Below are 26873 nucleotides of genomic sequence, written 5' to 3'. Positions count from 1 at the left end.
ATTTCACGGCCTCTGGCCGCTGTAGATAATGCAGGCCAGAGGCCTGTGGATAATAGCCACTCGGCTGGAGCCGAGCGGCGGCGGCTTATTTTTTCTCTCCTTCTATCCCGCCTACTCCGTTTTCAAACTCTTTACCGGGTTCATCAGCGCCGCTTTTACACTCAGGAATGATACTGTTGCAAATGCTACCAGCAATACCAGGAAAAACGGGATAACAAACAGCAAGAAGTTAATATCCATCCTAAAGGCATAGGTTTGCAGCCATTGGTGAATAGCATACCAGCCTATCGGGGCCGATATGATAAAAGATACTACCACCAGCAGGGCAAAGTCTTTATACAGCAATGTTAAAATACTGTTCACGGAAGCACCCAGTACCTTGCGGATGCCAATCTCCTTGGTTCGCTGCACAATGGTGTATGATACCAGGCCGAATAAACCCAGGCAGGCTACAAAAATGGCAATGCCGGTAAATACACCAAATACCTGCCCAAAGCGCTGATCGGTTTTGTATTGCTTGTTAAAAAACTGATCTAAAAAGAAATAATCAAACTGATCGCCGGGGAAAAAGCTTGCCCAGGTTTGCTTAAGTTCGGCAATGGTTTGGGGTATATTGGTGGTACTTACCTTTACCGATACCTGCCCCCTCACATCGGGGATACAGCGGAAAATAATGGCATCATAAGCATCATGTAACGATTGCTGGTGAAAGTTATCGGCCACGCCTATTATCTCATAAACCTGTCCCCAAAAATCAATGCGTTTGCCCAGGGCATCGGCAGGTTTGCTGAAACCCAATTGTTCAACAGCCTTTTTGTTAAATACCACCTTATGCGGTTCGTCGCCAAACTCTTTCGAAAATTTGCGACCGGCTATCAGTTTAATATCGTAAGCGTTAAGGTAATCATAATCGGCGCCGATGATACGGTATTGCTTGCTTGTGCTTTGATCAGAGCCTACCAGCTTAATGCCACCAGCATTCCAGCCAACAGGTTCGCCGGGGATTGAGGTTGATACCGTTACGCTTTTAACGGCTGCTTGAGCCAGGCATTCGTGCTTAAATGAGCTCATGCTGCGATAAAACGAATCAACCTTAACCAGCGGGGCTTTGATAACCAGGGTCTGATCTATTTTTACCCCCAACTTTTGGCTCTGCATATATTTAAGCTGTTTGAAAACGGTAAGTGAGCCGATCAGCAAAAATATGGATGCGGCAAACTGAAACACCACCATGCCCTTACGCAATACCACACCTCTTGGCGAGGCCAGGATCTTGCCTTTCATTACCTCAACCGGTCTGAAGGCCGATAATACAATGGCCGGGTAAAACCCGCTGAAGAACGAGCCCAACACGAAAATGCCCAAAACAGCCAGCCAGAAAGCTGCTTTTGTAAACAAAGTAAAGCCCATTTGCATACCCGAAATATTAGCAAAAGCCGGCAAACAAGCCATAATGATTAGTAAGGCGAGCCCTATCGCCATGGCGTTAAGCATCATAGCTTCCAACATAAACTGGGTAATTAACTGTGCTTTAGCCGAACCTAAGGTTTTGCGTACGCCAACCTCCTTGGCACGACCAATGCCGCGGGCAGTAGCCAGGTTGATGTAGTTGATCCATGCGATGACGATCACAAAAATGGCAATGCCCAAAAGCAGGTATACCGATTTGCCATCCCCATTGGGCTGAAACTCAAGCATACGATTGGAGTACAAGTGAATATCCTTCACCGGTTGCAGCGTATAAATACCACCTTCGCCCGAGCCGGGATACTTATCATAAGCCTTTTTCACTATCGGGATAAATTTAGCCTCCAGCTTACGCGGATCAACACCGGGCTTTAATAGCAGATATGTTGTACAGCCGTCATTAAGCCAGGCATTATCAAGGTTGTAATCTTTATTAGGTGGATTTTCCTTAAGAAGTGTAGCATACGATTGCATGATATCAAAATTCATATGCGTATTGGCAGGCATATTTTCCATCACCCCTGTAATTTTAAGCGGCTTGTCTGTATTGATATACAAGGTTTGGCCAACAGGGTTTAGGCCGTGAAAAAGCTTACCGGCAATTTGCCGGGTAATTACTGCAGTATTAGGTTCTTTAAGGGCTGTATTAGGATCCCCATTTATCAGCGGAAAAGTAAAGGTTTTGAAAAAGGCATCACTTACATAGTAAACATTCTGGATTACCATTTTCTGATCTTTATAGTTGGCGATGGTTTGGCCCGCCCCCACAATCTTTACGTACTCCTCAATTTCGGGCAGATCAGCTTTAAAGGCGTTACCGGGGGCGAAAGCTCCGCCGGCCCATTGTGTGCTTAATTTGCCGTTGTTATACCTGTCCTGATTAATGCGGAATACACGGTCCTTTTTGATATGAAAATCATCGAAGCTAAGCTCAAAGCTAACATATTGTAAAATGAGCAGGCACGCAGCCATTCCAATAGCCAATCCTACTATGTTAATAGCAGAGAAGGCTTTGTTTTTAGATAGGTTTCTAAAAGCAACCAACAGGTAATTTTTAAGCATAATTGTAATGGTTTATGCCTGAAATTCAGCTAATTACATGCCTTGTTTTTAAAATTCTGATTATCAGATATTTATATTGGAATTCAATCTACGAAAGTGTTCGTTTTCGAACAGTGATTGTGCGGTTGTGGGTGATCATAAGGAAGGAACTTATCAATTGCAACCATAATGTAATTCAGTGAAAACACCTATTGAAATATTATCCCTTCTTTTATAATATTGAACAGAATAGGCATAAACCAATTTGCGAATCGCTTTCCAGACCTAATTAAACAATATGAATTATACCGACCGAATATTCCCTACGAACAAAGGGCTAACAACTTATCTTGAGGAACTTATAGCAAAAAATTATCAAATCCCAACTTTTCAGCGTGATGTGGTCTGGCAACAAGAAAATGTAAAAAAGCTTTGGGATAGTATTTACAAATTTTACCCATTGGGGAGTATACTTATTTGGAAGACCGATTTAAAACTTCAAAATCACAGACAAATTGGGGGACATCAAATAACAGATATTAATTTTACCCGAACTGAATACCAATACATTCTTGATGGACAACAGCGAACGACATCGCTTTTAACCTCCTTATACGGTGGAACAATTGAAGGCCGCTCTGGCTTTGATCCATTGCTTTACGTTGATCTTACAATTCCGATTGATAACGATACTGATGATGAAAGCTATAGAAATAGATTTCTATTCTGGGCTGACATTGACGATAGAAATGGAGAAATACGATCAAACATTGGTAAAAAACAGCGTTTTGAAGATGGCTTAATTGTTAAACTTATCGACATCAAAAACAATTTTACAAATATCCAGGCTAACGTATTTAATAGTACTACTGTAAACAAAGATTTTAACCATCCAATATTGGCCGAACTTGCAAAAATCAAAGGAGTTCTTGACAACTATAGGATTTCGTTTATCGAGGTTAAGGGTATTCAAGTGTCAGAGGTTTGCCAAATTTTTGAACGGATAAATCAAGCAGGAAAACCATTAAATATTTTCGATATAGTGGTTGCAAAAACATTTAAACCTGCAACCTCAACAGAAAAAGGATTTTATCTGCGAGATCTTATTAACGATTTTAGAGATCACAACAATAGTGAATTTCTAAAAATCAGCGATATTGACTATTTACAAATATTGGCAGTAATCATTAATCAAAATATACCAAATAGCGGCGTAAGAAATATTACCGACCGTTATTTGAACGAAATAAAAACCGAACACATCTTAGCAGTTTGGGATGAAGCAAAAAAAGCAATCTTAAAAACCTTTGACTTTTTTGAAAACCACTTGCATATCAAGACACCCTATTTAATACCATTTCGCTACTTCTATTTTACCGTAAGCGCTTATTTTTATCAAAACAGTTCTCCCTGCTACGAATTACTAAAAAAATACTTTTGGTTTAATAGCTTTCATAGCTATGACCTATTAAGTAACACAACGCATTTAGCTCAACACCTGGATTTCTTAAACAGTAAAAAAACGTCTTACATTTTTGACAGGTTCTTAATCGATAAGCAACGGCTTCGTTCTGCTACTTATAGTTCAAAAGGCAGGATGAGTAGAGCAATCTTGGCGTTGTATGCGAGTGCTCAGCCGAAAGACTGGGAACATTGTGACAGGGATGTATTGGTTCAAAACTTCTTTTTTACAACCGATAAACCTAATCTTCATCATATCTTCCCAACAAATTCCGAGTATGTTTTAAACAATCAGCATAAAAATAAAATCACCAGCGATAGCTTAATGAATATTGCTTATTTAACGCAAATCACAAATCGTTATATCACAAACAGAAACCCACTTGAATATATAAAAGATTATGATAACCAAGAATTCGAAGCGATCTTACCTTCTCATTTACTTTCAAATGATATCTTGACATGGGCAAGAAGCGGCGTATTACCTGACAATGCAATCGATCAATTTGTTGAAAGCCGGGTTAATAATATTTTAAATGATCTCAAAATAAAATTAGCGCATATAACATTTGATGAAATAGATACCATGGAAATAAAAGAAACCCTAACAATAGAAGAAAGGGTATAAAATCTAAATAATAGCACAAATACGTTTATACAACTCATTTGTGCTATTGCTCTTCAATACTTATGATTTAGACATCTACAAGTCACCGTTCGAACCTTTAAAGCGACAGCACTTTCTATTTACTGAAAAACGTACATAAAAACGAGAAGGCTTAACTACACTTTTTGTTAATCTCTACTGCTTCCCAAAACATAAACTCCTTAGGGGCAAGCGCGGTTTCTTTAAAAAACATATTAAATTGTATTTATTATATCTAACTTACAGGTAGTTATAAACCTGATTGTCAATGTATAATAACTAACCTCATTTAATTATTATGGATCAACCAAAAGTTTTTATTAGCGTTGGTGGTACAGCAACCCCGCAGCAGGAAGATTTTGTAAAATCTATAGAAGACCGGCTCAGAAGCGAAAATTTGATCCCCAACACAATCGGAAGAAATACATTCAGTTCTGACTCGCCTTTAAAATCAATAAAAGCTTTGATGGATGAATGCTCGGGGATTTTGGTTATTGCACTTGAACGAACCTATTTTGAAAGTGGTATTGAAAAACGGGGCGGTACTAATGAAATACCTCTTTCAGTAACCAAATTTGCCACTCCATGGAATCAAATTGAACCGGCAATTGCATACGCCAAAAACCTCCCGATTTTGGTCATAGTGGAAGAAGGGGTACGCGCCGAAGGGTTGTTGGAAAAAGGGAACGACTGGTATGTGATGACGGTAAAACTCAACCAAAGTTCATTATCCACCGTTGAGTTTAATGGAGTTTTGGCGAGCTGGAAAAGCAAGGTAGAGGCACTCAGTCTCAGCAAAAATGATGTTGCTGTCCAAAAAAAGAAAGTTGTTCCTGATGAATTAACCATTGGCGATTTAGTTTCGAATATGAAACCAGCTCAATTATGGGGAGTATTGGGTGCTATTATTGCTTTAATGGCTGCAATTTTCGTAATTGGTCAGCATTTTCCGGCTAAGTAAGTTTTAAAGATAAAATACGTTTTTTCCGCCGGCGCAAATATTCTGCGGCTGTCTGGGTAGGAGCTTACTTGTGCCTCTGCATCATGTCCGGGCGATTCCTGGTCGGAGACGCTTGATAAATATGTATGCAATAGGGGGCACAAGCAATTACGAACGAACAGAGGTGAATAATAAAAAAATCATCCTTACTTTTGGTAGAATAACTAAACCAGTAATCGCAACAAAAAGTATCATGGGGCTATTCGACCTTTTTAAGAGAAAACCAACAGAACAAATCCCGAAAGAAGAAATAATTCCCCAGCCAATCGACAATAACTCCTATCTGCTCGAGGTATTAAAAAGCAAATTACTTGATATGGATTATAGGGTTGAGCGGCATCCGCAATACCTCACCTTAATAGTTAATTCAGAATTAGAGATCTCCGCCGTAATTATCGATGTTCCCAACATCCACCCCTATTTAATGCAGCTCAGAGTTTTAACTGTGCATCCATTATTTTTTCCGCATGGAATTGATGAAAACCTTGCCGGTGCGGGAGAAACTATAGAAAGCAAAATAGACGCCGGCCTGGATAACTATCTTAACAGCACATTTAAGCCCATAATGGAGGGCTTTTTGGATACTCATGATCCCGAGGCAGATCTGTTGATAAAAAACCATGAAAGCGAGGTGCTTTGGCATCCCAAATTAGGCGATTTAATGGTTCAGGGGCAATGGGAGCATCAGCCAGAATGGAATTACCTTTTTGAAATTTTAAGGGATAAAATAACCGGACTGTTAACCGGCAATAAATTTAACTGGCTAAAAATCTATATTTCAAAACGGGCCGACGGAACAATTATCGGCGAGTGCCTTTTCAATAATCAACCCTGGGATTCGGGTCTTGACGACATTGTAAAATACGCTGAATCATGGAATATTGAAGGCAACTTTAAAGGATTGAAGCAATTTATTATGTTTAGGCGATGTGATCTTTACGACAAGTAATAGTAATAACATCTACCTTCACTTACAACGCAAAACCGCCCAATGATAAAAAGAATAGCCGCTATCCTAATCCTAAACCTGCTTACCTGTAAACTAATAGCCCAGCAGAACACCGGGCCGGTTAAAACAACCCATCAAGATACATTAAAAGGATCGATAACGCCCGAAAGGGCCTGGTGGGATGTGCTCCGCTACGATCTGATTGTAAAGCCAGATTACATTAATAAAACCATAAGCGGCCAAAATGCAATACGATATAAAATTGTAAAAGCAAAGCACACCGCACTAATGCAAATAGACTTGCAATCGCCCCTGAAAATAGATAGCGTAAAAGCAGGAGTCGCAAACTTAACATTTACAAAAAACGGCGATGCGTGGTTTGTAAAGCCTCCGGAGAAATCAAGATCCAATATTCAAAACATTACCATATACTATTCGGGCAAGCCGAGGCAATCGATTAATCCGCCCTGGGATGGCGGCTTAGTATGGCAAACAGATTCGGCAGGCAGGCCATGGATGGCTGTGGCCTGTCAATTGCCAGGTGCGAGTGTATGGTTTCCATGTAAGGTTTACATCGGCGATAAACCCGATAAAGGAGCTTCGGTTACTATAATTACCCCAGATACATTAGTCGCTGTATCAAATGGAAGGCTTCAGCGGCAACTTAAAAATACAGACGGCACCACAAGCTACACCTGGGCTGTAAATAACCCGATAAATAATTATGGACTTACCTTTTACATAGGGAAATATGCGCATGTAAGTGACAAATTTAAGGGCGAACGCGGTAACCTTGATCTGGATTTTTGGGTGCTGGATTATAACCAGGAAAAGGTAAAAGGTTATCTGGTTGCCGAAGTCCAAAAAACTTTAACATCATTTGAGCACTGGTTTGGCCCATACCCATTTTACAGCGACGGCTTTAAGATGGTAGAAGCACCGTATATAGGAATGGAACATCAAAGCGCTATCGGCTATGGAAACAAGTTTAGGTTGGGGCGCTTTGGCCTAAATCCCAAACGGCTAACTTATTGGGATCAAAAAACCGACCGGATGGTGGTTCACGAAACAGCGCACGAATGGTTTGGCAACAACATAACGGCAAATGATCCTGCCTATGGCTGGCTACAGGAAGGCTTTGCCGGTTATGCGGAGGAGTTGGTTATTGCCGATCTTTACGGGCCGGAGGCATCTCATGATTTCTTTTTGAGCAGGACCACCAATCGGATAGGCAACAAAGCCCCAGTAATTTCTCCTGACAATATTTTTAAAGACGGAGGTGACGACGCTTATCTGAAGGGCTGGGTTTTAATCCACATGTTGCAGGCAATTATCAATGATGACGATAAATTCAGGGAAGTGTTACGAGGACTTAACCGAAGCTTTTATCACCAATCAGTTAATTCGGCACAGATTGAAAACTATATCAGTAAAATCAGCAAAAAAAATCTTAGCAAGATGTTTGACCAGTACTTAAGAACCGCACAGATCCCTGTATTGGAGTATAAAATTGATGGAAAAAACTTCGAATACAGATTTACAAATTGTATAAACGGCCTTACCATGCCCGTTAAAATCAAATTGACTGATCAACGTTGGATCACCCCATCAACAAACTGGCAGTCACTGAAATTAGAATCCTCTCTTGCTGTCGACTCGTTTGCTATTGATCCTGACTTTTATATCACAGCAAAAATCGTTAAATAACTTAATTATCAATCAGGTAGTTGATCCATGTCGCAGGTTATTAAGCAAAGCGCAGCGATTGCAGGGAGATAGAAACTTTCCCGGCGCAAGTATCAAGGATGGTATAAAGCATCGACCGATTCGCTATCCTCCGCGCCAAAACCGCGATAAAAGGGGAATCCTAAATATCCCTAAACCATTGATAATAAACTCCAACTGTACTATCTTGGTATTAATTATCCAATCTCAAACCAAACCACCTAACTCAATCATGCCAACAAACGCCCCTATCGAAATTCCTTTAAGTAAAACCAAAATAACAAAAGGCCTTTTGGGGTCGATAGCTTTTGTGGCTATTGGGCTTTGGTTATTGATTCGTCAGCCGCATATCGGCAATCCTGTTTTTGACAACGCTTTGGTGAAATATGGGGCCTCTGTTGCGTGTATCATCTTTTTCGGATTTACTGCCTTTTTCTTCCTTAAAAAACTGAACGATAAAAAACCGGGACTCGTTATTGATAATGATGGTATTCATGATAATTCGAGCGCCACTGCTATTGGTTTAATTCCGTGGTACGATATCACTCACATCGGCGTTTCAAGCGTGATGAATCAGCAGTTTCTGATCATCAGCCTGAGAAACCCTGAAGAATATATTGCTTCCCAAACAAATTTGCTTAAGAAAAAGAGTTTTGGCTTTAACTATAAAAATTACGGTTCGCCTATTGCCATATCAGCCAATACGCTTGAATGTAACCTGTACGAGTTAAAAGCACAGCTTGAAAATAAAATAGCCGAGCAACAATCCGGGGAAGTTTCAGCGTAACAAAATCACATTAACTCATTGTCCTTCTTAACATGATGAGCCTTGTACGACAGATAAAACAAGGCCAGGGCGCCGGCAAAGCGCCAAGGATCACCCCTACGGTATTAGGCTTTGGATAAGTAGCCACAACTTGCACAATAAGCAGTATGGTTGCAACTATACCGCCTATGAGATAAAGATATTTGAATTTGGGGTTCATTATTATTTATAAACTTAACAATATCGTACTGAACTTGTTTCAACACCAACTCTTGTCATACTGAGCGATAGCTAAGAATTCTTTTCTATATTCAGAACGGCTACATAGGGCGAAGAAGATCCTTCGTTCCTACCCATGACATGTTTAAAGAACACCTGTCATTCTGAGCGATAGCGAAGAATCTTCTACAAGATACAGAGTCGCTATGCAAGGTGAAGAAGATCCTTCGTTTCTCAGGATGACAGTAAACGTTAATGTCGTTTGACCTTCAAAGGCTTCCGGATTTTACCTGCTACCCAGGACAATAAGTATATCATAACAGAGACTTACGAGGTTTTTAAAACTTCGTAAGTCTCGTTCAAGCAGATTTATTTTTTCAATTCATATTTAGCAGGCACATCTGGCGCCAGTTTAAACACGGCAGCTGCCAATGGAGGTATGGTTATTTTTATTGATTGACCTTTACCATGCCATTTAACAGGCTCCGAACTTACTGCGTCGTAATTAATAATGCCGCTGCCCCAATATTTATTGTTATCTGAATTAAAGATCTCTTTCCATTTACCGGCTGCAGGTACACCAATGCGGTAATCCCTGCGGATAACCGGAGTCATGTTCAGGATAATCATCAGGTCGTTCTTGCTATCATGCCCCATGCGGCGATATACCAATACCGAATCATTGGCGTTGCCGCCGTCAACCCACTCAAAGCCCTCAAACGAGAAGGCTTTTTCATACAGTGCAGGCTCATCGCGGTAGAGGTGATTAAGCGCCTTAACCGTTTCGCTTACGCCCTGGTGGTTTGGATATTGCAGCACATGCCACTGCAGCGAGCGGCTGAAATTCCATTCATCACCCTGCCCAAACTCTGCTCCCATGAATAATAGTTTGGTGCCCGGATGCGTAAACATATAGCTGTACATTAAACGCAGGTTTGCAAATTGTCTCCACTCATCGCCCGGCATTTTGCGCAGCATGCTGCCTTTACCATATACCACCTCATCGTGCGAGAATGGCAGCATAAAGTTTTCGGTAAAGGCGTATATCGTGCTAAATGTAATTTCGTTATGATGATACTTACGGTGTATCGGGTCTTCTTTAAAATAGCCAATGGTATCGTGCATCCAGCCCATCATCCATTTCATGCCAAAACCTAATCCGCCCAAATAAACCGGGCGACTAACGCCTGTAAACGAAGTTGATTCTTCGGCAATGGTTTGCACCGATGGGAAATGGCTGTAAACAGCCTCGTTAAACTCTTTCAGGAACGATATGGCTTCGAGATTTTCGTTGCCGCCGTACATGTTAGCTTCCCACTCGCCATGTTTGCGCGAATAATCGAGGTACAGCATCGAGGCTACTGCATCTACACGTAAACCATCGGCATGGTACCTGTCAAGCCAAAACAGCGCGTTACTAATCAGGAAAGCCCTAACCTCGTTACGGCCATAGTTAAATATGTATGATTTCCAATCGGGGTGAAAACCTTTTCTTGAATCGGCATGCTCATAAAGGTGCGTACCGTCAAACCTATACAGCGCGTGGATATCACCCGGAAAATGCGAAGGCACCCAATCCAATATCACACCAATGCCTGCTTTGTGAAACTCCTCAATCAGGTACATCAGCTGCTGTGGCGTACCATAGCGGGATGCAGCTGCAAAATAACCACTTACCTGGTAACCCCAGCTTGGGTAATATGGGTGCTCCATTATCGGCATGAACTCCACATGCGTAAAGCCCATTTCCTTAACGTAAGGCACCATTTTTTCGGCTAGCTGGGTGTAGGTCAAAAACTCATCCGGGCTTTCCCAGTTACGAGCCCATGAACCTAAATGCACCTCATAAACCGAATATGGTTTATCCAGCGCGTTATGCTCATGACGGTTCTTCATCCAGTCCTGATCCTCCCACTCGTAATAGGTGTCAGCAACTATTGAGGCAGTACGCGGCGGCAGTTCCCAGCGCAAGGCAAAGGGATCGCTTTTTTCCAGGTCTTCGCCTGATGATGAATTAATAAAATATTTATAGGTTTCGCCAACACCAATATTGGGTATAAACCCTTCCCAAATCCCTGACGAATCCCAACGGGCATTCAAACTGTGAGAACCACGGTTCCAGCCATTGAAATTACCAATTACCGATACATATTGCGCATTTGGCGCCCAAACAGCAAAATAAGTACCGATAACACCCTGGTATTCCACCACATGCGAACCCAGCTTTTCATACAGCTTATAATGCTTGCCCGATTTAAATAAACTGATGTCAAAATCGGTAAAACGGCTGTATGGTTCAACAGCTTTAAGCTTTACGGGTGGTGCCGGAGCAGTCTCAGCAGGTTTATTCACTTTGGCTGCTTTGGCCGGGGCAGTTTTTTTAACAGCGGCGGGCTTTTCTGCAGCAACAGTTTTGGCTTTCGCCGGGGCGACTTTCTTTTCGGCAGCAGGCTCTTCTGCAGTAAGAGCTTTCGCTTTAACTGCTTTTTTTGGTTCCGGGCTTCCTTTTTCAGGCGTTACTTTATCGGCTTTGACCTTAGTGACGGCTTTTTTTTCCTTTACAGGCTTTGCATCCGGTAAGGGATTTTCGGTTTTAGTTGTTTTTTTGGCCATGATATAGATAACCTGTTAGGGTGTTATTAGATAACCCAAATCACAGGAATGAGTTTGGTTTATATGTAATCAAATATAACAGGATTAATATATTATGCAGGGTTTTGGAGATTTATTTTTGGAGAGGGTGATTTTATAAAAACATGTCATTGGGTATCCACCTAACTGCCGTTGGTTTAGCATAGCGCAGCCCGTGGTTATACATAGTTGAAGTTTTCAACTTCAACGACTGAGTTGAGAACTTAAGCTATGCTTCCCGCAGCTATAGTAAGCCCCGCAATAGTGATTGAATTTAAAAATGGCCTCCGGAAAATTTGGAGGTCATTTTTTATGTGTTTAATTTAGTTGACAAAGTCAACTAAATTACTTTATTTTGCTAATGAAGAACATAGTTGGTAACAGAAAGCATAAATACGGATGAATACGCTAATAAAACCCGATCTCGCTGCCATCAAAATCAGAAATAAACTTCTCCCGGGCGATTTGGGCTACATAGCACACGTTCACGGCGATCTTTACGCCAGAGAATGCGGATACGGGTTGAATTTTGAAGCTTATGTGCTTCAGGGTTTAAAGGATTTTGCCCTTGAATATGATGAAGCCAAAGATAAAGTGTGGATTTGTGAACATGGGGGCAGGATTGTCGGTTGCCTGGTGGCCCAGCACAGAAGCGATGCCTTACAATTGCGCTATTTTATCTTTTTGCCCGAATATCGTGGTATAGGTTTAGGAAAGAAGCTGATGGAGGAGTTTCTGGATTTTATGAAATCAGGCTCTTACAGTAATGCCTACCTCTGGACAACAGAAGAACAGCATTCGGCAATTGTTTTGTACACCAGGTATGGGTTTAAACTCAGTGACGAAAAGCCATCCGGTGCCTTTGGAAAAGAGTTGGTTGAAAGGCGGTATGATTTGGCATTAAATCAATGATCAGGCATGGACATTCAACAACATATCCAGGAAATAAGGACGTTTAACAGGTTCTATACAGATCTCATCGGTCTGCTTGACAAACATTTGCTCAATAGTGAATATTCCCTTGCCGAAGCCCGGATTCTTTATGAAATTTTTGCTGCGAAGCAGCTGAGCGCGTCGGATGTCATTTGTCGTTTAAGTATTGATAAAGGTTATCTGAGCCGTATCTTAAAGAAATTTGAGAAGCAGGAACTGATCGCCAGAGTTCCCTCCAAAGAAGATGCCCGTGTATCTCTACTTTCGCTTACGGATGCCGGATTGCAAGTTTTTTATGAACTGAACAATGCGTCCGAGCAGCAGGTAACGGATTTAATTTCCTGTATACCGGTTAATCAGTTAGATGAATTGGTTAAACATATGCGGGCTATAACGGGTCTGTTAGAAAAGCGAAGCCGGTAATTATGGTCAATTATCACCACTTGTAATAGCAAATAATCAAAAGTATTAACCCGTTATCAGGAAATCCGTAAATCTTAAAAATCAAGGTTCAGAATAATTTGCCATATTTGCCACGATGCAAAAAGGTAAGCTATTAATTATTGATGACGAAGAACGCCTCCGCAATCTGCTTGCGCGTATTTTGCAGTTGGAAGGCCATGAGGTGATAACTGCAGGTACCGGAAAAGAGGGCCTTAAAAAATTGCAGCACGATACTATACATGTGGTATTAAGTGATGTAAAGCTGCCCGATATTGACGGTATTACCCTTTCCGAAACCATCAAAAAAAGCTATCCTAACACCGAGATCATTGTATTAACAGCTTACGGTACCATTAATGATGGTGTAAAAGCCATAAAAGCGGGCGCGTTTGACTATATTACTAAGGGGGATGATAATGAAAAGATTATTCCGCTGGTAAGCAAGGCCATGGATAAAGCCCTGCTACAGCAAAAAGTTGCTGAGCTGGAAAGCAAGCTGAATGATAAATTTGGGTTTGACAGGCTTATTGGCAAATCAACAGCCATCAGTGATGTGATCAAGCTGGCTCAAAAGGTTGCGCTTACCGATACTACCGTTTTATTATTAGGTGAAACAGGCACAGGGAAGGAAATTTTCGCCGAAGCCATTCACCAGGCCAGCAACCGCAGTTCCAAATCGTTTGTTGCGGTAAACTGCAGTGCTTTCACCAAAGAATTGTTGGAAAGTGAGCTTTTTGGTCATAAAGCCGGGGCGTTTACCGGTGCTGTAAAAGATAAAAAAGGCCTGTTTGAAGAGGCCAACGGTGGTACTATATTTTTAGACGAGATTGGTGAGCTTGACCACGATTTGCAAGCCAAATTGCTTCGTGTGCTTGAATCACAGCAGTTCATCAAAATAGGAGATACCAGGCCCACACAGGTTAATGTGCGAATCCTGGCAGCTACTAACCGTAATTTACTGAATGAGATCAATGACGGCCATTTCCGGTCGGATTTATATTACCGCCTTTCTGTGTTCCAGATCACGCTGCCTGCTTTACGTGAGCGTAAAAAGGATATCAAACTGCTGGCCGAATACTTTATGCAGCATTTTGCCCTTAAAGTAAAAAAGCAGGTTAATACGTTAAGTGACGAATTTATTGAAAAGTTGGAGGCCTATCCATGGCCCGGCAACATCCGCGAGTTAAAAAATATCGTGGAGCGTGCAGTTATCCTTACCGATAGCAATGTGCTTGATGAAAGCTTGCTGCCTTACGAAATGCAACAGCAACAGGTAAAAAGCGGTGCGCCAATTTCAGCATTTGATCTTTCTTCGGTAGAGAAACTACATATTCAACGGGTTTTAAACCATACCCACGGTAACCGCGCCGAAGCTGCGCACCTGTTAAATATCGGTGTAGCCACGCTGTACAGGAAGTTGAAGGAATATAATTTGGAATGATTTCGGATTTCGGAATTTCGATTTCGGATTTTAAAAAGTTTTAACACACCATGCTGACGCCCGGCTCCGGCCGGGTGTCGACTATCAAGCGGCCTCTGGCCGCTGGATCCCGTCTGGAAATAATTGCCACTCGCGAGGACGCGAGCGGCGGCGGAAGCATTCTCCATTATGTCATCGCATTGCGTAGCAATCTCGTAGCCATTACATGTTCGCCCTGTAGAGTCATGAGATTGCTTCGTCGTCCCTCCTCGCAATGACATAAGTGAAATCCCACTTTGATAATCACCTATCAAAATGATAGTTTAAATCCCCTTAAATAAATAAAATAACATTTTTAAGCATGTGTAAATAATTGATGATCAATTGTTTGTGTAGTTTTTAATTTTCTTGGCATCCGCTTGGCAAAGCCCTTTGCAAAAACACATAAAAATGGATGCTTTACTCACAATCGCTTACCTGGCCACATTTGTAGTGGTATTCTGGATCTTTTTTAAATCTGTAACATACTTCGAAAAAATCTAAAGTCATGGCAGCATTATTCATCGTAGCAATAGCCGTGTTCATTTACATGGTATACGTACTTCTCAAACCCGAAAAATTTTAAAATTAAACTATGAACACTGAACTAACGGGTGTAATTTTCACCTACCTGCTCACCTTAGCCCTCGCCATTCCCCTTGGCCGCTACATTGCTAAGGTATTTAAGGGCGAAAAAACCTGGCTTGATTTTCTGGCCCCGCTTGATCGTTTTATTTTCCGCTTCAGCGGTATCGACACCAAACGAGAAATGAACTGGAAACAGCACCTGCTGGCTCTGCTTACCATTAACAGCGTTTGGTTAATATATGCTTTTGTTTGTTTAATGGCCCAGGGGCATTTGCCGCTTAATCCCGATGGAAACCCCGGCCAGTCGCCAGATACAGCTTTCAATACTGCTATCAGCTTTTTGGTGAACTGTAATTTACAGCACTACTCGGGCGAAAGCGGCGCTACTTACTTTACACAGCATTTCGTATTCATGTTCCTGCATTTTGTATCGGCTGCTACAGGAATTGCAGCGCTGGTGGTTGTGTTCAGGGCGATGAAAGATAAGGTTACCGATAAGCTGGGTAATTTCTGGGAGTACTTTGTAAAATCCATCACCCGTGTATTATTGCCTATATCATTTGTAATAGCTGTGATCTTCGCTTTTAATGGCATGACCACCAGCTATGCAGGTAAAGATACCTTCATCAGTATGCAGGGTGATACCGTTCACGTTTCCCGCGGGCCGGTTGCGCCACTTGTTGCTATTAAACACTTAGGTACTAACGGTGGTGGCTGGTTTGGTGCCAACTCTGCCCATCCTATCGAAAACCCTAATTATTTAACCAATACTGTCGAGCTGGTAGCACAGGTTGCCATTCCTATTGCATTGGTATTTGCGCTGGGTTTTTATCTCAATAAAAAGAAATTCGCGTATGTAATATTTGGTGTGATGACGCTGGGCATGCTGATGCTGTTGATCCCCACTATGAATGCCGAATTGAATGGTAACCCTGCAATCGCTAAAATGGGTATCAGCCAGCCAACCGGTGCTATGGAGGGTAAAGAGGTAAGGTTTGGCCCGGCTAACTCCGCTTACTGGAGCATCATGACCACCATTATCTCTACAGGTTCAGTAAACTCTATGCATGACAGTGCTATGCCTGTTTCGGGCACCATGATGCTGTTGGGTATGATGGTTAACTGTTTTTATGGCGGCTGTGGCGTTGGTATCCTCAATTTTTACATTTTTATCATTGTCGCGGTATTTATCTCCGGGTTAATGGTTGGTCGTACGCCGGAGTTTTTAGGCAGAAAGATAGAGGCCAGGGAAATGAAGATTGCTTCATTGATAGCTTTGCTTCACCCCTTCATCATCCTGGTAGGTTTAGCCATTTCATCATACTTTGTAGTTAACGTGGCCGGTGCCGATTGGGCTGTTAAACCTTCGGCATGGTTAAATAACCCGGGTACGCATGGTTTCTCCGAAATGCTGTACGAATACACCTCATCAGCAGCCAACAATGGTTCGGGCTTTGAAGGCCTGGGCGACGGCAATATTTTCTGGAACTACACTACAGGTATCGTGATGATATTGGGCAGGTTCCTGCCAATTATTGGTCCGTTGGCAATAGCTGGTTTGCTGGCCAATAAAAAATATATCCCGGAATCAGCCGGTACTCTGAAGAGCGATACCTCAACTTTCGGGTTGATGATCTTCGCAGTGATCGTGATCATTGCTGCGCTGTCATTCTTCCCGTCGCTGGCTTTAGGTCCAATTGCTGAACATTTTTCACTTAAATAATCATGAACTCAACTCAAAATACATTGTTCCAGGGCGATCAGATGAGGGATGCTTTAAAACAGTCCTTCATCAAACTGAACCCACGCGTCCTGTTCCGTAACCCGGTGATGTTCACCGTAGAGATTGGTACGGTTGTAATGCTGATAGTAAGCCTGTTTTCGCTTACCAATAAAGGCCAGGGTAGCTTTGGCTACAACTTTACCGTCTTTATCATATTATTATTAACCGTACTGTTCGCCAACTTTGCCGAGGCCATTGCCGAAGCACGTGGTAAAGCCCAGGCCGAAAGCCTCCGCAAAACCCGCGAAGAGACGCCTGCCCGCTTACTGGTTAACGGTAAAGAAGAAAGGGTAATGTCATCACAGCTAAAAAAAGGCGACGTATTTATTTGCGAGACCGGTGATAATATCCCTACCGATGGCGAGATCGTTGAAGGTATTGCTACCATTGATGAATCGGCTATTACCGGCGAATCTGCCCCGGTGATCCGTGAGGCAGGTGGCGACAAATCATCAGTTACCGGTGGTACCAAAGTATTGTCCGACAGGATAAAAGTGATGGTAACTACCCAGCCTGGCGAAAGCTTCCTGGACAAAATGATTGCGCTGGTAGAAGGTGCATCGCGCCAGAAAACCCCTAACGAGATTGCCCTGACCATTTTGTTGGCGGGTTTTACGCTGATCTTTGTTATCGTGTGCGTTACCCTGAAGCCTTTCGGCGATTACTCTAACACGCCCATCACTATAGCCGCTTTTATATCGTTGTTTGTTTGTTTGATCCCTACCACTATCGGTGGCCTTTTATCGGCCATCGGTATTGCCGGGATGGACAGGGCTTTGCGTGCCAACGTAATTACCAAAAGCGGTAAAGCCGTTGAAACTGCCGGCGACTTAGACACTTTGTTACTGGATAAAACAGGTACCATTACCATTGGTAATCGTAAAGCCACCAGCTTTTACCCAACAGCGGGTGTAAGCGAACAGGATTTTGTAATGGCCTGTGTATTAAGTTCACTGGCTGATGAAACCCCTGAAGGAAAGTCGATTGTAGAACTTGCTGAACAAGGCCCCCACAAACTAAAAATCTATGCTCCGGCCGATTCGGTATTCATCAAGTTTACCGCCGAAACCCGTTCGAGCGGCTTAGATACCCCTGATGGTTTGCGGATTCGTAAGGGCGCTTTTGACTCTATCCGTAACATGGCCCTGAAAGCCGGCAACCCGTTCCCTGCTGATGTGGAAGAGAATGTGAAAAAAATCTCATCAAATGGTGGTACCCCGCTGGTTGTATCACAAAATGAAAAGATCATGGGGGTGATAGAGTTGCAGGATATCATTAAAACCGGCATTGCCGAACGTTTTGAGCGCCTGCGTAAAATGGGCGTTAAAACGGTGATGGTAACCGGTGATAACCCGCTTACCGCCAAATTTATTGCCGAAAAAGCTGGTGTGGATGATTTTATTGCAGAGGCCAAGCCAGAGGATAAAATGAATTATATCAAAAAAGAACAGCAGGGCGGTAAACTGGTAGCCATGATGGGCGACGGTACAAACGATGCCCCCGCGTTGGCACAAGCCGATGTTGGTGTTGCCATGAACAGCGGTACACAGGCCGCCAAAGAAGCCGGTAACATGGTTGACCTGGATAACGACCCAACCAAGCTGATCGAAATTGTTGAAATTGGCAAACAGTTATTGATGACCCGTGGTACGCTAACAACCTTCAGTATCGCCAATGATGTGGCTAAATACTTCGCCATTGTTCCGGCTTTGTTTATGGTATCCATGCCTGCATTAAAAGCGCTGAATATTATGGATCTGCATAGCCCGCAATCGGCTATACTTTCTGCAGTGATATTTAACGCTATTATTATTCCGCTGCTGATACCGTTGGCTTTGCGGGGTGTTGAATACAAGCCGATTGGTGCAAGTGCTCTGTTGCGCCGTAACCTGCTTATTTATGGGTTAGGCGGTATTATTATACCTTTTATAGGCATTAAATTAATTGATTTAGCTGTTTCATTATTCATATAGTCAGGTGTGAGATGTTAGATATGAGATGTGAGACTTTTCGAATCGGAAGTATAAAGTTCGAAGGCAAAAGTCTCATTTCAAATCTCATATCTCACGTCTCATATCTCAAATCTAATCTCAAAATAAAATGAAAACATATTTGTTGCCATCCATTAAGCTTACTTTAATACTCATTGTATTAACAGCTGGCATCTATCCTTTAGCTATAGCCGGTATCGGTAAATTTACGCCGGGCAAAGGCGATGGTGAAACCATCACTTATAAAGGTCGTGTAGTTGGTTACGCCAACATAGGCCAGAAATTTACTAAAGATGAATATTTCTGGGGCCGCCCGTCTGCGGTTGATTACAATGCTGCCGGTTCGGGAGGTTCAAACAAAGGCCCTTCAAACCCTGATTATTTGAAACAGGTTGAAGGCAGGATAGAAGATTTTATGAAACACAACCCGGGCGTAACCCGCTCGCAGATCCCTGCCGAACTGGTTACAGCTTCGGGCAGCGGTCTGGATCCTGATCTTTCACCTGCCGGTGCAAAAGTTCAGGTAGCCCGTGTCGCCAAAGTTCGTGGTTTGCCGGTTGATGCAGTAAATAAACTGGTTGATGAGCATACCGAACAGCCTTTATTTGGTCTGTTTGGCCCGGCTAAGGTAAATGTATTGAAATTGAATGTAGCGTTGGATGGGTTGAAGAAGTAAGGCTTTGTACAAACCGATTTTGTCATTTCGAAACGAGGAACGAGTGAGAAATCTTATACGCTTGATAGGTTGGGCGGCTTGTATGACGTATAAGAGTTCTCTTTCGCCCCAACACACAAACCTTCGCCGCTCTATCGAAATGACAAATGGGATTATAGTTTTAAATTGAACCTTACCGTGTGTTAGGGATTGCAGCGGATACCGGCCATGTGATTAAGGCCTGTGCAGTATGAGCGTAAAGCCCGGCCCGCAGGGAACACCATAAAACAAACGCTTAACCATATTAAGCACTCGTTATAAACGAGCGCAAGTAGAACTGAAAAATAAAATTGATAAATTTAAAAGTCTCCCTTTTAGGAGGGATTGTCTTATGAGTGAAGAAACCAAAGAGCAGTCGGTTGAGCATTTCCTGGAGCTGATCAAGAAGTCACGCCGGGGAAAATTCAAGGTATACATTGGCATGAGTGCGGGTGTGGGTAAAACCTACCGGATGCTGCAAGAGGCCCAGACCTTAATGCGCAATGGTATTGACGTAAAAATTGGTTATATCGAAACCCATAACCGGAAAGAAACTCATGCTTTGCTTGAGGGTTTACCTGTGATACCGCGCCGTAAACTTTTTTATAAAGGGAAGGAATTGGAAGAGATGGACCTGAAGGCGGTGATTAGTCTGCGCCCCGAGGTGGTTATAGTTGATGAACTTGCCCATACTAATATTGAAGGTAGTAGTAACGAAAAACGCTGGCAGGATGTACTGGAAATCCTGAATGCGGGTATTAACGTGATCAGCGCCGTAAATATCCAGCATATGGAAAGCCTCAATGAAGAGGTGCAGCGAATAACGGGTGCTACCATCAACGAGCGTGTACCTGACAAAGTTTTGCAACTGGCAGACGAAGTTGTGAATATCGACCTTACAGCTGATGAATTGATAGAGCGTTTGAAAGAGGGTAAAATTTATGATGAGAAGAAGATCCCGACCGCGCTGAATAATTTTTTCCAGGCAGAGCGAATCCTGCAGTTACGCGAGTTAGCCCTGCGTGAGGTGGCCCACCAGGTTGAGCGTAAGATAGATATTGAAGTGCCCAAAACCATAAAGTTAAGGCCCGAGCTGTTTTTGGCCTGTATCAGCACTAATGATGAGTCGGCTAAGGTTATTATTCGTAAAACAGCGAGGTTATCATCATACTATCGCTCCAAATGGTATTTACTGTATGTGCAAACCTCACACGAAAGCAGCGATAAGATTAACTTAGCAGCGCAAAGACATCTTATTAATAATATGAAGCTGGCCACACAACTGGGAGGGGAAGTGCTGAAGATAAAGAGCGATCACGTGGCCCGCACGATTTGGGAAACGGCCGAAAAATATGATATTACCACGATTTGCATTGGCAAGCCGCGGTTTAAATTTTACCAGCTTATCATGAAAACAGCAGTGTTTACACAGCTACTAAATAAAATGTCGAAAACTGATATTGACCTTGTAATACTCTCATAGCCATGACAATTAAAAATAAACTCCGGGCAGGAATCGGATTCCTGTTTGTACTGGCATTAATTTGCTGCGGAATGTCGATATATTTCTTAAACCGCTTATCGGCTGACGCGGGTGCTATATTAAAAGATAATTATAAAAGCGTACAGTATGCTCAAAACGTACTGACAGCATTGGATTCGCACAGTGGCAATTTCACGACCCAGCAAGTACGAACAATTGACCAAAACATGGTTTTGCAGCAACGCAATGTTACCGAAGTTGGCGAACAGCAGCTTACTGATTCGGCAAGCTCTACCTATGAAAAACTAAAACATCCCGGTAATACCGAAGTTGTACAAAACCAGTTAAGAGGCAAGTTACATCAGTACCTGTACGGTATTATGAAGCTGAATATGGATGCTATATCACGCAAAAATGATGTGGCTAACCTTACCTCAAAACGAGGGTCGTTGCTGGTTGCTTTTTTAGGCGCGTTTTTGTTTTTGGTGGCATTCAGTTTTGCTGTTAATTTTCCGGGATATATCGCTAATCCTATTAAAGAACTTACTGCCCGTATCAAAGAGGTATCAAACAAAAATTATCATCAGCAAATCCATTTTGAATCGGATGATGAATTTGGAGAACTGGGGCAGGCTTTTAATAATATGACACGCAAGCTTGATGAGTTTGAGAACAGCAACCTGGCCAGTATTCTGTTTGAGAAAAAGCGGATTGAAACCATTATCAATTCCATGCATGATGCTATTATTGGTCTTGACGAAAAAGGTGTTATCATTTTTGCCAACCAGGTGGCCTGCAACCTTATTGGTATGAAGGCCGACCAGCTCAACGGTAAATATGCGCCTGATATCGCTATTGAAAATGATTTGATGCGCAAGTTGCTTGTTAATGATCAGGCAAAACTCAGGATCTTTGCTGATAATCATGAAGGTTTTTATTCGCGCGAATCATTATCGGTAAGCAGCAGGGATAAAGTGATTGGTAAAGTTATCATCCTGAAAAACATTACCGAATATCAGCAACTGGATGAAGCCAAAACCAACTTCATTGCTACCATATCGCACGAGTTGAAGACCCCGATCTCATCTATAAAAATGAGCTTGAAATTATTGGAAGATGAGCGCATAGGTGAAGTAAATGCCGAGCAACGCCAGCTGTTAGGCAATATTGACGATGATACCCGTCGCCTGTTGCTCATTACCGGCGAACTACTGGATATGGCACAGGTTGAGACCGGTAAGCTTCAGTTAAACTTTGGCAGCACGCATCCCCAAAATATTGTGGATTATGCTGTAAAGGCCATTAAGTTTATTGCTGATCAAAAACAGGTTGAAATTAAAGTGAAATGTGATGAAAGTTTGCCGAAGGTACACGCCGACCTGGATAAAACAACCTGGGTGCTCATCAACCTGCTTTCAAACGCCATAAAATACAGTCATGAAAAATCAACTGTAGAATTGGTGGTTAAAAAACACAAAAATGATGAGATCGAATTTTCGGTTACCGATCACGGCAAGGGGATTGAAGATCAATATCTACCCCGTTTGTTTGAGCGCTATTTTAAAGTGCCAAATGCCACATCTGAACAAAGCGGAACAGGGCTTGGGCTTGCCATTGCCAAGGACTTTATTGAGGCCCAGGCAGGCAAAATTAGCGTTGACAGCGAAATAGGTTCAGGTAGTACGTTTTATTTTACGTTGAAAAGAGCGATTGCAGCTGCGTAAGCTTTCAATAAAGAGAATATGTCATTTCGAAGCCTTGAATGGCTGGAAATAGCAGGGCAAGGGTGAGAAATCTTGTACGATATACAGATTTTCGCGATTAAAAGCGGAACGTATAAGATTTCTCCTCACCGGCCAACGCACAAATCTCCCCATGGTTCGTCGAAATGACATTCAGTTTAGGTTGTCACAAATTACCATCCGCCTTTAAACCCTTCGGTTAAAGCGTTTTGGTAATTTTTTATATCAAATGAGTATAGGTATGGCGCCTTGTGTGCGCCGCCTTTACGTGGCTCTTCAGACCGGTTCAGGATGCCAAAAGCTAAAATTCTTCGTTGAAAATTACGCCGGTCCAGTTTTTTACCTAAAATGGCTTCATATAGTTTCTGCAGCTCGGGCATGGTAAATTCCCGGGGCATCAGGTTATAACCTATGGGTTGATAGTTAAGCTGCAGCCGCAGGGCATCCAAAGCACTTTTATAAATATTTTCATGGTCGAGCTGCAATTCGGGCATGTCATCCAGGTCGCGCCATGCGCAAAGCTCCGAAAACTGATCGGGGTGTGGTATAACACCAAAAAAGTCGACCAGCGCATAATAGCCTATAGAGATAAACCGGCCCGAAAACCAGTTTTGTTCTTTTGGCAGCATATCTGCATACATATCATTATGCACCTTTGAACGGTCGGGATCACCAAATACACGAAACTGTTGTAAAAATATTTTATCTAAACCGGTACGTTCCTGCAAAATTCTTACAGCAGCGTTATCTATCGGTTCTTCTTTAAGTACAAAGCCACCAGGCAGGTACCACTTCTCTTCATCATGGGTTTTTAATAGCAGCACTTTCATTTGCCCTTCATGAAATCCAAATACAACACAATCAATAGAAATGTGATTTACGTAGTTTTTGCGGGCATCCTCGCTATACTCAATAAGTTGCTGTTTACTTAACATTTGTGCTATTGTACAAATAAAGTTTGATTTTTTAATTATAATATTTACAATTGTGTACTTAATACACTATGATAAATGCCGTAGCATCCAATTTTTGGAATTGTCAAAAATATTTAAAGGCGCAATGAAATGCTCTGATTATTAGTCATATTTGTTAACCAATTATTTACTACCCACATAAATTAAAAAATGAAAAAGTATTTTTCAAGCCGGCTTTTTGTAGCCGTTATGCCGCTTTGCGTGGCGCTGACGCCTTATAATAAGGTATTGGCCCAAAGCAAAACCGAAGATGCAAAAATGAATGCCTATGTTAAAGGCCTGATGAGTAAAATGACCCTTGATGAAAAAATAGGGCAACTAAACCTGGTAACCATCGGAGCAGCAACAACAGGATCGGTAGTAAATAAAGGTGTTGAAGAAAATATTAAAAAAGGATCAATTGGTGGTGTATTTGGTGTTTGGGGTACGGCTCAAACCCGCCAGATCCAGGATATAGCCGTTAAAAGTTCAAGGTTGCACATTCCGCTTATTTTTGGTTTGGATGTGATCCACGGTCACCGCACTATTTTTCCTATTCCGTTGGGCATGTCGGCAACCTGGGATATGGGTTTGATTAAGCAATCGGCACAAATTGCAGCTAAAGAAGCAACCGGCGAAGGATTGAATTGGGTGTTTTCGCCAATGGTTGATATTGCCCGCGACCCGCGCTGGGGCCGTATTTCTGAAGGTTCGGGCGAAGACCCGTGGTATGGCTCGCAGGTTGCAAAAGCTATGGTACAAGGCTACCAGGGTACGAGCATGAAGGATGCCGATGCTGTAATGGCTTGCGTTAAGCACTTTGCACTTTATGGCGGAGCGGAAGCTGGTCGTGAATATAACACAGTAGATATGAGCCGTATTAAAATGTACCAGGATTATCTGCCGCCATATAAAGCAGCAGTTGATGCAGGTGCGGGTAGCTTCATGAGTTCATTCAATACAGTTGATGGCGTACCTGCAACAGGTAACCAATGGCTGTTAACCGATTTGTTAAGAAAACAGTGGGGATTTAAAGGCTTTGTAGTATCTGACTATACTGCTGTAAACGAAATGACAGATCATGGGCTGGGCGATTTGCAAACAGTATCTGCCCTTGCGTTGAAAGCCGGCCTGGATATGGACATGGTGGGAGAGGGTTTCCTGAAAACTTTAAAAAACTCACTTACACAAAAGAAAATAACCCAGCAGGAAATTGACCTGGCCTGCCAGCGGGTATTGGAAGCCAAGTACAAATTAGGCTTGTTTGAAAACCCTTATAAATCGATGGATGCCGGTAAGGAAGCCAAAGAAGAGTTATCGACTGCAAACCGCGCTGCTGCAAGGGAGATCACCAAACACTCTTTTGTATTGTTAAAGAACGATAATCAAACACTTCCGCTAAAAAAAGGTGGCAGTATTGCGTTGGTGGGGCCATTGGCCGATAATCACCGCGATATGCTGGGTACATGGGTTATTGCAGGCGAGTGGCAAAAATCAGTAAGTGTGATGGAGGGCATTAAAAACGTAGTGGGCAACAATGTTACCATTAACTACGCCAAAGGTGCTAATATAACCGAAGACAGTTTGTTTATTAAAAGGCTGAACTTTGGTCCCGGAATGGTTTCTTTAGATGCGAAGCCTGCTGACGAACTTTTGAAAGATGCAGTTGAAGCCGCCAAAAAATCGGATGTGATTGTGGCAGTTGTTGGTGAATCACAAAGCATGTCGGGCGAATCATCAAGCCGTTCGGATATTGATATTCCCGAAAGTCAGAAGAACATGCTAAAGGAACTTTCAAAATTGGGCAAACCAATGGTGATTGTGCTGTTTAACGGTCGTCCGCTTACCTTAACATGGGAAGATAAGCATGCTAACGCAATACTTGACGTTTGGGCGCCAGGCACCGAGGCAGGTAACGCCATTGCAGATGTATTATTTGGCGACTATAACCCGGCCGGTAAACTAACTGCTACCTTTCCGCGCAGCGTAGGGCAGATACCTATCTATTATAACCACAAAAATACCGGCAGGCCATACAAAGGTGGTCCTTCAAAGTTCAGGTCAAATTATCTTGATATTTCAAACGATCCGCTTTATCCGTTTGGTTACGGCTTAAGCTATACCAATTTTAACTACAGTGCGGTTAGTGTGAGCAAAAATAAATTAAGAGGTAACGAAACTTTAACAGCTACCGTTACGGTAACCAATACCGGGAAATATGAAGGCGAAGAAGTAGTACAATTGTATATAAGCGACCCGGTAGCAAGTATCAGCCGCTCGGTAAAAGAACTTAAAGGTTACCAGAAAATAAACCTTCAGCCTGGCGCTTCAAAACAGGTAAGTTTTACTATTACTCCGGAGCAGCTAAAGTTTTATAACAGCCAGCTTAAGTATGACTGGGAACCTGGCGAATTTGTAGTTGAAATAGGAACAAGTTCGGCCGATACGCATAATGCATCGGTTTGGTGGGCTAAATAATGCCATTTAGGTTGTAATACATTTTTAGCACTTTGTTAAAAATGGCAAAGGTATTTTTTAATACACGAAAATATCTGAACAGCACCGGTAAGTAAATTTTACCGGTGCTGTTTTGTTTTGGAAAAAGTGTGTAAAATGGTGTGTAATTGATGTGAAATCGATTGCAATAAATGTAATCTGAACATTTATTGTTTAAAAAGTACCGCTTGGGTAAATGTATATTTAACATTTATTATTGTGTAATTAATAATAAATGTTGCTATGACAGTATTTGCAAAGTATGATGATATTTTAACACTTTGGTAAATTACTGCAACTTGCCCACGTACATTAAAATTGGATTAAAATATAGTAGACAACAGGCCCGTTACCATGATATTTATTGTTTTAATAAATTTTGCAGAACCGTTATTGAATAAT

19 protein-coding genes are annotated in these 26873 nt (G+C 42.2%); 15 read left to right on the top strand and 4 right to left on the bottom strand.

Annotated elements, in window-relative coordinates:
* Positions 1-111 precede the first annotated feature (111 nt).
* The gene (locus AC59JO_RS04215; RefSeq protein ID WP_497303607.1) at positions 112-2529 is read right to left on the bottom strand and encodes an ABC transporter permease; all 2418 of its coding nucleotides are present in this window, start codon (positions 2527-2529) and stop codon (positions 112-114) included.
* Between the two features lie 277 nt (positions 2530-2806).
* Between AC59JO_RS04215 and AC59JO_RS04210 the strand changes: the two genes are divergently transcribed.
* The 5 genes from AC59JO_RS04210 (at position 2807) to AC59JO_RS04190 (ending at position 9076) form a co-directional block, all read left to right on the top strand.
* Positions 2807-4597, top strand: a complete 1791-nt coding sequence (locus tag AC59JO_RS04210; RefSeq protein WP_413669343.1) for a GmrSD restriction endonuclease domain-containing protein — start codon at positions 2807-2809, stop codon at positions 4595-4597.
* 316 nt (positions 4598-4913) lie between these two features.
* Positions 4914-5576 carry a hypothetical protein gene (locus AC59JO_RS04205; RefSeq protein ID WP_497303605.1) on the top strand — a complete coding sequence of 221 codons (663 nt, stop codon included), beginning with the start codon at positions 4914-4916 and terminating at the stop codon, positions 5574-5576.
* 163 nt (positions 5577-5739) lie between these two features.
* Positions 5740-6564 (top strand): DUF6348 family protein, encoded by an 825-nt coding sequence (locus tag AC59JO_RS04200; RefSeq protein WP_497303603.1) that lies wholly within the window; start codon positions 5740-5742, stop codon positions 6562-6564.
* 42 nt (positions 6565-6606) lie between these two features.
* Positions 6607-8271: a M1 family metallopeptidase gene (locus AC59JO_RS04195; RefSeq protein WP_497303601.1), complete on the top strand. Its 1665-nt coding sequence runs from the start codon at positions 6607-6609 to the stop codon at positions 8269-8271.
* Between the two features lie 250 nt (positions 8272-8521).
* Positions 8522-9076: an STM3941 family protein gene (locus AC59JO_RS04190; RefSeq protein WP_497303599.1), complete on the top strand. Its 555-nt coding sequence runs from the start codon at positions 8522-8524 to the stop codon at positions 9074-9076.
* Between the two features lie 10 nt (positions 9077-9086).
* On the opposite strand, the gene AC59JO_RS04185 is transcribed toward AC59JO_RS04190, so the two are convergent.
* Together AC59JO_RS04185 and glgB are read right to left on the bottom strand one after the other, a co-directional pair.
* The gene (locus AC59JO_RS04185) at positions 9087-9275 is read right to left on the bottom strand and encodes a hypothetical protein (RefSeq protein ID WP_497303597.1); all 189 of its coding nucleotides are present in this window, start codon (positions 9273-9275) and stop codon (positions 9087-9089) included.
* 368 nt (positions 9276-9643) lie between these two features.
* Positions 9644-11887, bottom strand: coding sequence for a 1,4-alpha-glucan branching protein GlgB (glgB, locus tag AC59JO_RS04180; RefSeq protein ID WP_497303595.1), 2244 nt, complete (start codon positions 11885-11887; stop codon positions 9644-9646).
* Positions 11888-12304: 417 nt separating this feature from the next.
* On the opposite strand from glgB, the gene AC59JO_RS04175 reads away from it, so the two are divergent.
* The 9 genes from AC59JO_RS04175 to AC59JO_RS04135 all read left to right on the top strand — a co-directional run bounded on the left by AC59JO_RS04175 (position 12305) and on the right by AC59JO_RS04135 (position 23004).
* The gene (locus AC59JO_RS04175) at positions 12305-12817 is read left to right on the top strand and encodes a GNAT family N-acetyltransferase (protein WP_497303593.1); all 513 of its coding nucleotides are present in this window, start codon (positions 12305-12307) and stop codon (positions 12815-12817) included.
* Between the two features lie 6 nt (positions 12818-12823).
* On the top strand, positions 12824-13261 hold the full coding sequence (locus tag AC59JO_RS04170) for a MarR family winged helix-turn-helix transcriptional regulator (RefSeq protein ID WP_413669335.1): 438 nt from the start codon (positions 12824-12826) through the stop codon (positions 13259-13261).
* Positions 13262-13376: 115 nt separating this feature from the next.
* On the top strand, positions 13377-14723 hold the full coding sequence (locus AC59JO_RS04165; protein ID WP_497303591.1) for a sigma-54-dependent transcriptional regulator: 1347 nt from the start codon (positions 13377-13379) through the stop codon (positions 14721-14723).
* 526 nt (positions 14724-15249) lie between these two features.
* A complete protein-coding gene (gene kdpF, locus AC59JO_RS04160) occupies positions 15250-15327 on the top strand; it encodes a K(+)-transporting ATPase subunit F (RefSeq protein WP_083879072.1) in 78 nt (25 codons plus the stop codon).
* Between the two features lie 9 nt (positions 15328-15336).
* Entirely contained in the window at positions 15337-17052 is a 1716-nt protein-coding gene (gene kdpA / locus AC59JO_RS04155) for a potassium-transporting ATPase subunit KdpA (RefSeq protein ID WP_497303589.1), read from the top strand.
* 2 nt (positions 17053-17054) lie between these two features.
* Positions 17055-19085, top strand: a complete 2031-nt coding sequence (kdpB, locus tag AC59JO_RS04150; protein WP_413669332.1) for a potassium-transporting ATPase subunit KdpB — start codon at positions 17055-17057, stop codon at positions 19083-19085.
* Positions 19086-19212: 127 nt separating this feature from the next.
* Positions 19213-19779: a K(+)-transporting ATPase subunit C gene (locus tag AC59JO_RS04145; RefSeq protein ID WP_497303587.1), complete on the top strand. Its 567-nt coding sequence runs from the start codon at positions 19213-19215 to the stop codon at positions 19777-19779.
* 370 nt (positions 19780-20149) lie between these two features.
* The gene (locus tag AC59JO_RS04140; protein ID WP_413669330.1) at positions 20150-21280 is read left to right on the top strand and encodes a sensor protein KdpD; all 1131 of its coding nucleotides are present in this window, start codon (positions 20150-20152) and stop codon (positions 21278-21280) included.
* A gap of 2 nt (positions 21281-21282) precedes the next feature.
* Positions 21283-23004, top strand: a complete 1722-nt coding sequence (locus AC59JO_RS04135) for a HAMP domain-containing sensor histidine kinase (RefSeq protein WP_413669329.1) — start codon at positions 21283-21285, stop codon at positions 23002-23004.
* A 191-nt stretch (positions 23005-23195) separates the two neighbouring features.
* Here the strand turns inward: AC59JO_RS04135 and AC59JO_RS04130 are convergent, their stop codons facing one another.
* Complete coding sequence (locus AC59JO_RS04130) at positions 23196-23957, bottom strand: NUDIX hydrolase (protein WP_497303584.1); 762 nt, start codon at positions 23955-23957, stop codon at positions 23196-23198.
* Between the two features lie 189 nt (positions 23958-24146).
* Here AC59JO_RS04130 and bglX point away from each other — a divergent pair, with 189 nt between their 5' ends.
* Positions 24147-26453: a beta-glucosidase BglX gene (gene bglX, locus AC59JO_RS04125; protein WP_413669327.1), complete on the top strand. Its 2307-nt coding sequence runs from the start codon at positions 24147-24149 to the stop codon at positions 26451-26453.
* Positions 26454-26873: the final 420 nt, after the last annotated feature.

Source organism: Mucilaginibacter sp. A5337, from assembly GCF_059690695.1.
Note: the sequence above shows the minus strand (reverse complement) of the source record. Positions and strands in the feature narration are given on the sequence as shown.

Excerpts from the sequence above, each read along its gene's own strand:
- AC59JO_RS04215 (WP_497303607.1), bottom strand. The coding sequence starts at position 2,529 with ATGCTTAAAAATTACCTGTTGGTTGCTTTTAGAAACCTATCTAAAAAC.
- AC59JO_RS04210 (WP_413669343.1), top strand. The coding sequence starts at position 2,807 with ATGAATTATACCGACCGAATATTCCCTACGAACAAAGGGCTAACAACT.
- AC59JO_RS04205 (WP_497303605.1), top strand. The coding sequence starts at position 4,914 with ATGGATCAACCAAAAGTTTTTATTAGCGTTGGTGGTACAGCAACCCCG.
- AC59JO_RS04195 (WP_497303601.1), top strand. The coding sequence starts at position 6,607 with ATGATAAAAAGAATAGCCGCTATCCTAATCCTAAACCTGCTTACCTGT.
- AC59JO_RS04190 (WP_497303599.1), top strand. The coding sequence starts at position 8,522 with ATGCCAACAAACGCCCCTATCGAAATTCCTTTAAGTAAAACCAAAATA.
- AC59JO_RS04185 (WP_497303597.1), bottom strand. The coding sequence starts at position 9,275 with ATGAACCCCAAATTCAAATATCTTTATCTCATAGGCGGTATAGTTGCA.
- glgB (WP_497303595.1), bottom strand. The coding sequence starts at position 11,887 with ATGGCCAAAAAAACAACTAAAACCGAAAATCCCTTACCGGATGCAAAG.
- AC59JO_RS04175 (WP_497303593.1), top strand. The coding sequence starts at position 12,305 with ATGAATACGCTAATAAAACCCGATCTCGCTGCCATCAAAATCAGAAAT.
- AC59JO_RS04170 (WP_413669335.1), top strand. The coding sequence starts at position 12,824 with ATGGACATTCAACAACATATCCAGGAAATAAGGACGTTTAACAGGTTC.
- AC59JO_RS04165 (WP_497303591.1), top strand. The coding sequence starts at position 13,377 with ATGCAAAAAGGTAAGCTATTAATTATTGATGACGAAGAACGCCTCCGC.
- kdpF (WP_083879072.1), top strand. The coding sequence starts at position 15,250 with ATGGCAGCATTATTCATCGTAGCAATAGCCGTGTTCATTTACATGGTA.
- kdpA (WP_497303589.1), top strand. The coding sequence starts at position 15,337 with ATGAACACTGAACTAACGGGTGTAATTTTCACCTACCTGCTCACCTTA.
- kdpB (WP_413669332.1), top strand. The coding sequence starts at position 17,055 with ATGAACTCAACTCAAAATACATTGTTCCAGGGCGATCAGATGAGGGAT.
- AC59JO_RS04145 (WP_497303587.1), top strand. The coding sequence starts at position 19,213 with ATGAAAACATATTTGTTGCCATCCATTAAGCTTACTTTAATACTCATT.
- AC59JO_RS04140 (WP_413669330.1), top strand. The coding sequence starts at position 20,150 with ATGAGTGAAGAAACCAAAGAGCAGTCGGTTGAGCATTTCCTGGAGCTG.
- AC59JO_RS04135 (WP_413669329.1), top strand. The coding sequence starts at position 21,283 with ATGACAATTAAAAATAAACTCCGGGCAGGAATCGGATTCCTGTTTGTA.
- AC59JO_RS04130 (WP_497303584.1), bottom strand. The coding sequence starts at position 23,957 with ATGTTAAGTAAACAGCAACTTATTGAGTATAGCGAGGATGCCCGCAAA.
- bglX (WP_413669327.1), top strand. The coding sequence starts at position 24,147 with ATGAAAAAGTATTTTTCAAGCCGGCTTTTTGTAGCCGTTATGCCGCTT.